The sequence below is a fragment of the Corynebacterium sp. ED61 genome, from assembly GCF_015233855.1.
In the GTDB taxonomy this organism is placed as follows: Bacteria; Actinomycetota; Actinomycetes; order Mycobacteriales; family Mycobacteriaceae; genus Corynebacterium; species Corynebacterium dentalis.
The window spans coordinates 463,195-472,110 of the sequence record NZ_JADGIT010000001.1 but is presented as its reverse complement, the minus strand read 5'-3'; the positions used below and the strand labels follow the sequence as shown (position 1 = coordinate 472,110).

6 protein-coding genes and 1 rRNA gene are annotated in these 8,916 nt (G+C 58.9%); 5 read left to right on the top strand and 2 right to left on the bottom strand.

Features of this window, described 5'->3' with window-relative positions; genetic code table 11:
• Nucleotides 1-190 precede the first annotated feature (190 nt).
• The 5 genes from rrf (at nt 191) to IM764_RS02075 (ending at nt 6,337) form a co-directional block, all read left to right on the top strand.
• A 5S ribosomal RNA gene (gene rrf, locus IM764_RS02095) occupies nt 191-307 on the top strand.
• Between the two features lie 261 nt (nt 308-568).
• Nucleotides 569-1,300, top strand: a complete 732-nt coding sequence (locus tag IM764_RS02090; protein ID WP_194186694.1) for an ABC transporter ATP-binding protein — start codon at nt 569-571, stop codon at nt 1,298-1,300.
• Complete coding sequence (locus IM764_RS02085; protein ID WP_194186693.1) at nt 1,300-3,903, top strand: ABC transporter permease; 2,604 nt, start codon at nt 1,300-1,302, stop codon at nt 3,901-3,903. The genes IM764_RS02090 and IM764_RS02085 overlap by 1 nt, the downstream gene beginning before the upstream one ends.
• A 49-nt stretch (nt 3,904-3,952) precedes the next feature.
• The gene (locus IM764_RS02080) at nt 3,953-4,942 is read left to right on the top strand and encodes a hypothetical protein (RefSeq protein ID WP_194186692.1); all 990 of its coding nucleotides are present in this window, start codon (nt 3,953-3,955) and stop codon (nt 4,940-4,942) included.
• A 111-nt stretch (nt 4,943-5,053) separates the two neighbouring features.
• Nucleotides 5,054-6,337 (top strand): NRAMP family divalent metal transporter, encoded by a 1,284-nt coding sequence (locus IM764_RS02075; protein ID WP_228073203.1) that lies wholly within the window; start codon nt 5,054-5,056, stop codon nt 6,335-6,337.
• Here the strand turns inward: IM764_RS02075 and IM764_RS02070 are convergent.
• Both IM764_RS02070 and IM764_RS02065 read right to left on the bottom strand, forming a co-directional pair.
• Nucleotides 6,334-7,047, bottom strand: coding sequence for a GntR family transcriptional regulator (locus IM764_RS02070; protein ID WP_194186691.1), 714 nt, complete (start codon nt 7,045-7,047; stop codon nt 6,334-6,336). The two genes, IM764_RS02075 and IM764_RS02070, sit on opposite strands and share 4 nt — an antisense overlap.
• A 13-nt stretch (nt 7,048-7,060) precedes the next feature.
• Complete coding sequence (locus IM764_RS02065) at nt 7,061-8,914, bottom strand: biotin carboxylase N-terminal domain-containing protein (RefSeq protein ID WP_194186690.1); 1,854 nt, start codon at nt 8,912-8,914, stop codon at nt 7,061-7,063.
• Nucleotides 8,915-8,916: the final 2 nt, after the last annotated feature.

The window sequence follows — 8,916 nt, the reverse complement described above, 5'->3', positions numbered from 1 at the left end:
TGTGTTGAGTTAGGTGAACGAGCAAAATATATGCGCATGTAACGAGAGTCACGCCCGCTGTGTTGTGTGGTGTGCGTGTGTTGCACAAATACTTTGAAGATTTTCGCGTCTGCTGTGCAGTGTCTGGGATGACACGGCACACCAATCATCCTGTTGGGGTGGTGTGGGTGTGTGTTTCCTGTATGTGTTTGTCGGTGGTTTTTGCGACGGGGTCACGCCCGGTCCCTTTCCGAACCCGGAAGCTAAGCCTGTCTGCGCCGATGGTACTGCACCTGGGAGGGTGTGGGAGAGTAGGTCACCGCCGGCATCAAAAATTTTTTGAATAGATTGATGTGTGAAGAGCTCTGGTAGCGATACGAAATTGTGTGTTTCGTGGTCGTTGCCAGAGCTCTTCTTTTGTGTACCCGGAAAGTATGTGACTACCGGGTGATGAAGGTTCGGGGCACAGTGACGGCATCAGCGCCACCCCGAGGAAGCAAGATGAGGGTGGAACCCTGATGTATTCATGTCTCGGCACTTCTTATGCTTGATACTGTTGATCAGTTACCCGCATGAGGTCAGGAGAATTATGAGTACCGCAGCAGCCCGCGCAGTATCACTATCCAAGAAGTACGGATCTGGCGATACAACAGTCCACGCCCTCAACGATGTGAGTGTGGAATTCGCCACCCAGCAATTCACCGCAATCATGGGGCCTTCCGGCTCCGGCAAGTCCACCCTCATGCATTGCATGGCTGGTTTAGATTCGGCCTCATCGGGCGATACGTTCGTGGGAGATGTGAACCTCACCCACCTCAAGGACAAGCAGCTGACCCAATTGCGTCGCGAGCGCCTCGGTTTTATCTTTCAGTCCTTCAACTTGGTGCCTACCCTCACTGCGAAAGAAAACATCACTCTTCCTCTCGATATCGCAGGGCGCAAGGTCGATGAGTCTTGGTTTGCAGAAGTCACCCAACGCCTTGGTTTGTCTAAGCGTTTAGGTCACCGTCCCTCAGAGTTGTCCGGCGGACAACAGCAGCGTGTGGCGTGCGCCCGCGCGCTCGTAAGCCGCCCAGACATCATTTTCGGTGACGAGCCCACCGGCAACCTCGATTCCAACAGCTCGAGTGAGGTGCTGGATATTCTCCGCACTGCCGTCGATAAGGATAATCAAACGGTGGTCATCGTGACCCACGATCCCCGCGCCGCCTCGTATGCAGACCGCGTGGTGTTTCTCGCCGATGGCCACATCGTGCGTGAGCTTGAGCGCCCAACCACGGACCAGATCCTGCAGACCATGACCAGCATCGAGGAGTGCTGATGGATTCCTCAAGCAGCGCCATGACGCGCGTTTCCATGCGCAATCTTCGCTCCCATAAGTTGCGGTTCTTTCTGACGATTCTGTCTGTAGTGCTGGGTACTGCCTTTATCGCTGGCAGCTTCATGTTCACCAACTCGCTGTCCAGGGCCTTCGATAGCATTGTTGACTCAACCTACAAGAATGTGGATGCAGTGGCTTCCTCACAGAAGGGGGGAGGGCAGAGTCTCGACCAAGAGTTCCGGCAACGACTGGTAGGTGACCCACACGTATCCAACGTCAATATCTCCAGCAATGTGCAGGTGGTCGTAGGCGATAAGGACAACAACACCATCAACACAGGTGGTGCGCCTTCCGTGGTGGGGCCTTACTATTCCGATGACCAGCAGGTAAGCCAAGGAATGGAAATGGTTGAGGGCCACGCCCCGCACGGTCCGGGCGAGGTCATTGTCAATCAGACCGCGGCGGACAAGAACAACATCGCGGTAGGTGATTCGCTTTCCCTCATTGATCCCACCAAGCCACACCAGGTCACCGTGGTGGGCATCTATAGCGAGGATTTCGAAGTGGGGGGCTATTTTGGTGCCCTCATGGAAGAACCTGCATTCCTTGACGAGTTTCGCCCAGGCGGTGTCGTGGATGAATTGATGCTGGAATCCGCACAGGACGAATCCCAGCAGCAGTTCGTGGACTACCTGAAGGGCGCATATCCTGGCGTCGAATTTAAAACGGGCGACCAGATGGTCAATGAGCAGACCGAACAAATCAACACAGCGCTGAGCTTCGTGAACTACTTCCTGCTAGCGTTCGGCCTGATTGCACTGTTGGTAGGCACGTTCATCATCGCCAACACGTTCAGCATGATCGTGGCGCAACGCATGCGTGAGTTCGCATTGCTGCGAGCACTGGGCACCTCGCAACGACAATTGACGGCCTCCGTGGTCCTCGAAGCGGCAGTGATCGGGCTCATCGGATCCCTGCTGGGAGTGGCAGTGGGCTACGGTCTAGTGAAGCTGATCTACATCGCCCTGGACTCGATGGGCATGGGCATTCCGGAATCTGGATTGGCTCTGACGGCGATGGGAGTCATCGTGCCGCTGATCCTAGGAGTGTTGGTGACGGTGCTCAGCGCATGGGCTCCGGCTCGTCGCGCGGGCCAGGTTCGTCCCGTCGAAGCCATGCGCATGGGCGACGTTTCCTCTAGCAGCTCGCTGAAATTGCGAACAGTGTTGGGATCGGTGGTGCTGCTTGCTGGAATCGCCGCGGTAGTGGCAGGTGGCTGGATTCTTTCCGACGCCTCCACGGGGCCGCGTGCCGGGATCATTGGCCTGGGTGCCGTGCTGATGATTCTCGGAACCTTCATGGTCTCTCCAGCCCTCGCTATCCCCGTGGTTCCGCTGGTGGGCCGGACTATTGGCCTGCCGTTCGGGGCAGTGGGGAAGTTGGCGTCGACCAATTCCAAGAGGAACCCACGCCGTACCGCAACTACTGCGTTCGCCCTAACTCTGGGCGTGGCGCTGGTGGCGGCGATCGGCATGTTCGGCGCGACGATGAAAAACTCCGTCACCGAACTCACGGACTCCAGTATCCAAGCGCAGTACATCGTGGCAGGACCTGCCAGTGCCGGACCGGGACAGTTCCCCGTCCCGAGAGGTGCTGTCCAAGCAATTGAGGACGTCAATGACGTGCAAGATGCCGTCACATTTGGAGTCAGCGGCTTCACAGTGGACGGAGAATCTGCCGCACCGGGCCAACCAATTAGTTTCGTAATGGACGGCGACCCCACGGCAGTGACGGACATCGAGCGGGTTGACGGAGACGTGACGTTCGCCGAGCCAGGATTCCTGGCCAGCGAAAGTATGGCCAAGAAGAAGGGGTGGACCGTCGGCCAGGACGTGCCGGTGGGCATTGGCCCCACCAGCACCGCGGGTCTGGCGCATGTGAAACTGCGGGGCACCTACGAGGACAACAAGCTGCTGGGAGATATAGTCCTGAGTGATTCCGCGTTGACCCAGGTTAAGAAGGACGTGGCACAGTTCGCGTCCAACGGAGCAGCTGCCACAACCATCCAGCTGATCGCTGTCAACGGTAAGCCTGGAGTGGATGAGGATCAGTTACGTCAAGAGTTGGAAAGCGCAGTGGACAAGTTCGTCATTGCGAGCGTGCAAACCAAGACGGAATACGCCGGTTCGCAGGCAGTCATGGTGGATCAGATGTTGAACATCCTCTACGGTCTCCTGGCACTCGCAGTGGTGGTGGCAATCCTGGGCATCATTAACACTCTGGCCCTGAACGTGGTGGAGAGGAAACAAGAAGTGGGCATGCTGCGCGCAGTGGGAACCAAGCGCATGCAGATCCGCACGATGATCACCCTGGAAGCAGTGCAGATCTCACTGTACGGCGCGCTGATGGGCATCGTCATCGGAGTGTTCCTGGGATGGGCATTTATCCAGGCAATGCAAGACCAAGGACTGACCGGAGCGGTGGTTCCTGGGGACCAGTTGGCTCTGATGGTGATCGGCTCGGCAGTGGTGGGCGTGGTGGCCGCACTGTGGCCAGCTCACAAGGCTGCCACTACGCCGCCGCTGGACGCGATCGCGGACTAGTTCGCAGCGGACTGGTTTTCTGAATGTTGGCGGGATCTACAATGGATCCATGAGCGAAACGCCAGGGAACCAGTCAGAACCAGCGCAGCAGACCCCGAACTCGGACATCGTCAACCTGCCCGGCAGCGGCAGGGATGTTCAGGAAGGCGTGGCGCTGCTGACACCCGAGCAGCAGGTAGAGCAGCTCAGCAACTTCTTCGAGGACAACTATCCCGACATCTTTCGCTCGCTGACTACCGATGAAGGCCGGGAATTCACGTCACAAGGCAAAGAAGTCCCCGCGGAGCTCAAGGAAGCCACTGAGCGCATGTGGGCAAAGACTCCAGATCTGCTGGCCCACAGTGGATTGCTGGTCTTGGGAACGGGCCTCGATCACTCCATGCCGCACGTGAGCTACCTGCGCACCGGCCCTGCGGCTACGCCCTTTGGTGGTGCCGAGCTTCCTGAGGGAGTCCGGGCCACGATCCTGCGCCCCTCAGAGCCGAACGGCGCCTATGCCGTTTCCCTGCACGGCGGACCCGGTTGGTTCGGAGACGGGCAGAGCCACGACCAATTCTGGCTCCCGCTGTTCGCAGCCCTCGCGGAACGCTCCGGCGTGACAGTCATCGACGTAGTGTATCCATTGCCTGGAGCTGGGTCGTGGGAGCCAACGCAGGCAGCAGTCGCGCAGACTTTCAATGACGTGAAGAACTGGGTGAAGCAGCAGCGGGGATCCGGTTCTAGCCAGGTGGGACTGATCACTTTCGGCACAGGCTTTGTGGCTGCGCGGGACGTTGCTGGTGAAGCGGATTTCCACCTGATCATGACCCCACGGATTCCCGCAGGCTTCGCAGCAGCTGTGGAATCCTCACGCAATTACGTGAGTCTTGCAGCGTTAGATACCCGCGGAACGCCGGCGGACGAGGTCACTGCGTGGATGGACGGCCGCGGTGCAGCGTACAAGTACAGAGATTACCCGTCCGAACACATCGTTGCGGCCCCTTCAGTGTGGCGCGGGAGGGTGGACGAGGCTGCACAGTGGTTGGCGCAGCAGGCCTAGCAGGGGACATGTGGGGGTAGGTTTTCTCTCTGGAAAATCTGTCCATTTCTTTACATATTGTTGAACAATCCCTTAGGGTGATTTCCATCACTAAACAAGGGAAGGCTCTTCATGTCTCACACCCCCAAGGATGATGCACTTCGAGGGCATGCTTCCGCAGCAGCAGATACTGCGACCCACGCAGCAGATTCAAACCCCCAGACCGTCACCCGAGCCACCGGATTTCTGGCCTCGCTTGGTGCCATGTTCCTTATGGCCACCAGCGCGATCGGTCCGGGCTTCATCACCCAGACCACCGTGTTCACAGTGGAAATCGGAGCGGCATTCGCTTTCGCGATTCTCATCTCGATCCTCGTAGACATCGCAATCCAGCTCAACGTCTGGCGCGTGCTTGGCGTGAGTGGCCTGCGTGCCCAAGAGCTGGGAAATACTGTTCTGCCCGGCCTTGGTTGGGTCATGGCGGCATTCGTGTTCGTTGGCGGCGCTGTGTTCAATATCGGCAACATCGGCGGTACCGGCCTAGGTATGAATGCCATGTTTGGACTGGATCCGCGCATCGGTGGTGCGATTTCCGCGCTGATCGCCATCTTTATCTTCGTATCGAAGAAGGCCGGTGTTGCTCTGGACCGCATCGTGGTGGCGCTGGGTGCCATCATGATCTTGCTGATGATTTATGTCGCAGTGGTCTCTGCCCCTCCCGTGGGCGAGGCATTGAAGAACACGGTGGCACCAGAACAGGTCGACTTCCTGATCATCATCACGCTGATCGGCGGCACCGTCGGTGGATACATCACCTTCGCCGGCGCCCACCGCCTCATTGATTCCGGACTGACCGGTGTGGACAACGTCAAGTCCATCACTCAAGTATCTGTGCTGGGCATCATTGTCACCGGCATCATGCGCGTCTTGCTCTTCCTCGCCATCCTCGGTGTGGTTGCCTCGGGTGTCACACTCGCCGGAAACAACATGGCGGCGGACGCGTTCCACCACGCTGCTGGTGAGATTGGCCTGCGCTTCTTCGGCGTGGTCCTGTGGGCAGCTGGCCTGACCTCTGTGGTGGGTGCTTCATACACCTCCATCAGCTTCATCACCACGCAGAAGACTTCCCTGCGAACCCGATCCTTAATGACCGTCGCATTTATTGCCGTGTGTGCTGGAATCTACCTGTGGCTAAACCAGGCTCCACAGAAGCTGCTGGTTTTCGCCGGTGCGTTCAACGGGCTTATCCTGCCCATCGGCTTTGCCGTGGTGCTCTGGGTCGCATGGCGCCGCAGGGATCTGCTGCAGAACTACAAGTATCCAGCGTGGCTGCTGCTGATCGGCGTAGCTACCTGGCTGCTGACCTTGTACTTGGCATGGTCATCTTTGTCCAAGCTCGGCACCTTGTGGGGCTAGCCAGTAAAGAATTGGGGTAGGTAATCCCGCGTGTGGCTCAGAGATTCCGAAAGTTTCTGAGCCGCCTCTTCGTATTTTTCCTCTGCGACCAAGTCAGCGACAATCCGATTTTCCGTGATGAAGTGAACATGGAAAGCCGGATCTATTTCTGTGGCGTGCATAAATGCCAACCTCATTTGCGCCAGAATCCGGCTCATTGCCGTCTCTAGATGTTGAGAACAGGCACTGGCCACGATGGTGCGGTGGAAATCGTGATTCGCGTCGGAAATTAGCTGAATATCGACTTCGCTACTGTTACCGCCCTGTTCATCGCGGGCAGCTTCCGCCTGGCGGACGATTCCGTCTAGGCCGTCCAGCCCTACGCGGGAACCCCACAGCAATGAGCCCGGTTCCAGGATGATGCGCGCCGTGTAGAGGTCCAGCATCTGTGTCAGCGTGGGCTGAGTGATAAATACTCCGCGATGTGGGATGCGCTCCACGAGCCCTTGGGCGGCCAGCGTGGCAAAGCCCTCCCGCAGTGTATTGCGGGATACCCCCAGCTGAGCGGCGATGTCAACTTCGTTGAGCTTCTCGCCTGGGCGGAACTGTCCGGAGGAGATCCCCTTCGTCAGCTCCACAGCGGCATTATGCGACTGGCTGGTCAGAGATTCGCGGGATGATTCTCCCACGCTACTTCCAGAACTGGAGGTAGATAAATCGGATGGATTCATAACCTCCAGTCTATTATGCGGAGATTTCCGCCAGCGATTCACCTTGCGAGATGCTGTCTCCCATGCTGATCGAAGACAGGTTCACCACACCAGAAGCAGGAGCCTCCACGGTGGATTCCATCTTCATGGCTTCGATGGTGGCAATGGGCTGACCAGTTTCAACGGTATCGCCGTCTTCTACTCGCCAGTTCACCAGAACGCCGGTGTACGGGCACGGCACGGAGGTTGATCCCGAACCAGACGCGACAGCACCTGCTGCATCGCCATCCTGGGACTCCGCTGCGGCGCCTGACTCCGAGCCGTTGGTTGCACTGGCACTCGATGTGGAACCGGTGGAACCCGCAGCACCGGCAGGCTGAGCAGCACTAGCAGCGCCCGCAATCACGGACGAAGGAATGGATAGCCGGTGGAGGCGTCCGTCGATCTCGACCGTCATGGTGGTTCGCTCGTCATAGGCAGCCTCCATGTCCGATGGGGAAGATCCGGTGTAGCCAGCACCGATGCCTGGCTGGTACTCCTTGTCCACCCAGTCCGTGTACACGTCCAAGTGGTCTCCGGAGAAGGCCGGGTGCGTCACGATGTCCTTGTGGAAAGGAAGCACGGTGCGCACACCTTCGATGGTGATCTCGTGCAGTGCCGCCCGAGCACGCTTCAATGCGATCTCGCGGGTAGGGCCGGATACGATCAGCTTGGCCATCAAAGAATCGTAGAAACCAGGAATCGTGGAGCCCGAATGAACGCCAGAATCCACTCGAATACCGGGGCCGGTCGGCGCCTCGAAACGCACCACGGTGCCGGGGGAAGGCACGAATCCATTGGCCGCGTCCTCAGCATTGAGGCGGAACTCAAATGCGTGACCACGGGATTCTGGGTCTTCGTCGAAGCTGATCTCCAAACCAGCCGCAATCCGGAACTGCTCGGCGATGATGTCCACGCCCGTGACCGCTTCGGTGACTGGGTGCTCAACCTGCACACGCGTGTTGACCTCCAAGAAGCTCACCGTGCCGTCTTCGGCCACGATGAATTCCACGGTGCCGGCGCCGGTGTACTTTGCTTCAGCGATGATCGCGCGTGAGCCTTCGATGATGCTGGTGCGCTGCTCGTCGGTCAAAAACGGCGCGGGAGCTTCTTCCACCAGCTTCTGGAAGCGGCGCTGCACGGAGCAGTCGCGGGAGCCGACCACACGCACGTTGCCGTGGGTATCAGCGAGAACCTGAGTTTCCACGTGCCGGGGCTTGGTGAGGAACTTCTCCACGAAGCACTCGCCACGCCCGAATGCCGCCACTGCTTCACGTCCGGCGGAAGCGAAGGCGTCTTCGATGTCGTCGTAATCATAAACAACCTTGAGACCACGTCCACCGCCGCCGAAGGCTGCCTTGATGGCGATGGGCATGCCGTGCTCGTCGGCGAAGTCTCGCGCCTCTTCCCAGGAGGCGATGGGATCCGGGGTGCCGGGGGTCATGGGCGCGCCTGCCTTGGAGGCCAGGGTGCGGGCGGTGACCTTGTTGCCCAGTGCCTCGATGGCTTCCGGAGTAGGGCCGACCCAGGTTAGTCCCGCATCGGTGACGGCTTGTGCGAAATCGGCGTTTTCGGACAGGAAGCCGTAGCCGGGGTGCACGCAGTCGGCTCCGGAGCGCAGAGCGATGTCCACCAGGGCGGGGATGTTCATGTAGGTATCGGCTGAGGAGTTTCCCTGCAGCGCGTAGGCTTCATCGGCCATCTGCGGGTGCAGGTTGTCTACGTCCGCCTCGGAGTACACGGCCACGGAAGTGATGCCGAGGTCGCGGGCGGAGCGGGCGATGCGCACTGCGATCTCGCCGCGGTTGGCAATCAGCACCTTTTTCAGGGGGAATGCGGTGGAGGTCATGA

Coding starts and splice junctions, on each gene's coding strand:
- IM764_RS02080 (WP_194186692.1), top strand. CDS start 3,953: ATGAGCGAAACGCCAGGGAACCAGTCAGAACCAGCGCAGCAGACCCCG.
- IM764_RS02065 (WP_194186690.1), bottom strand. CDS start 8,914: ATGACCTCCACCGCATTCCCCCTGAAAAAGGTGCTGATTGCCAACCGC.
- IM764_RS02090 (WP_194186694.1), top strand. CDS start 569: ATGAGTACCGCAGCAGCCCGCGCAGTATCACTATCCAAGAAGTACGGA.
- IM764_RS02070 (WP_194186691.1), bottom strand. CDS start 7,047: ATGAATCCATCCGATTTATCTACCTCCAGTTCTGGAAGTAGCGTGGGA.
- IM764_RS02085 (WP_194186693.1), top strand. CDS start 1,300: ATGGATTCCTCAAGCAGCGCCATGACGCGCGTTTCCATGCGCAATCTT.
- IM764_RS02075 (WP_228073203.1), top strand. CDS start 5,054: ATGTCTCACACCCCCAAGGATGATGCACTTCGAGGGCATGCTTCCGCA.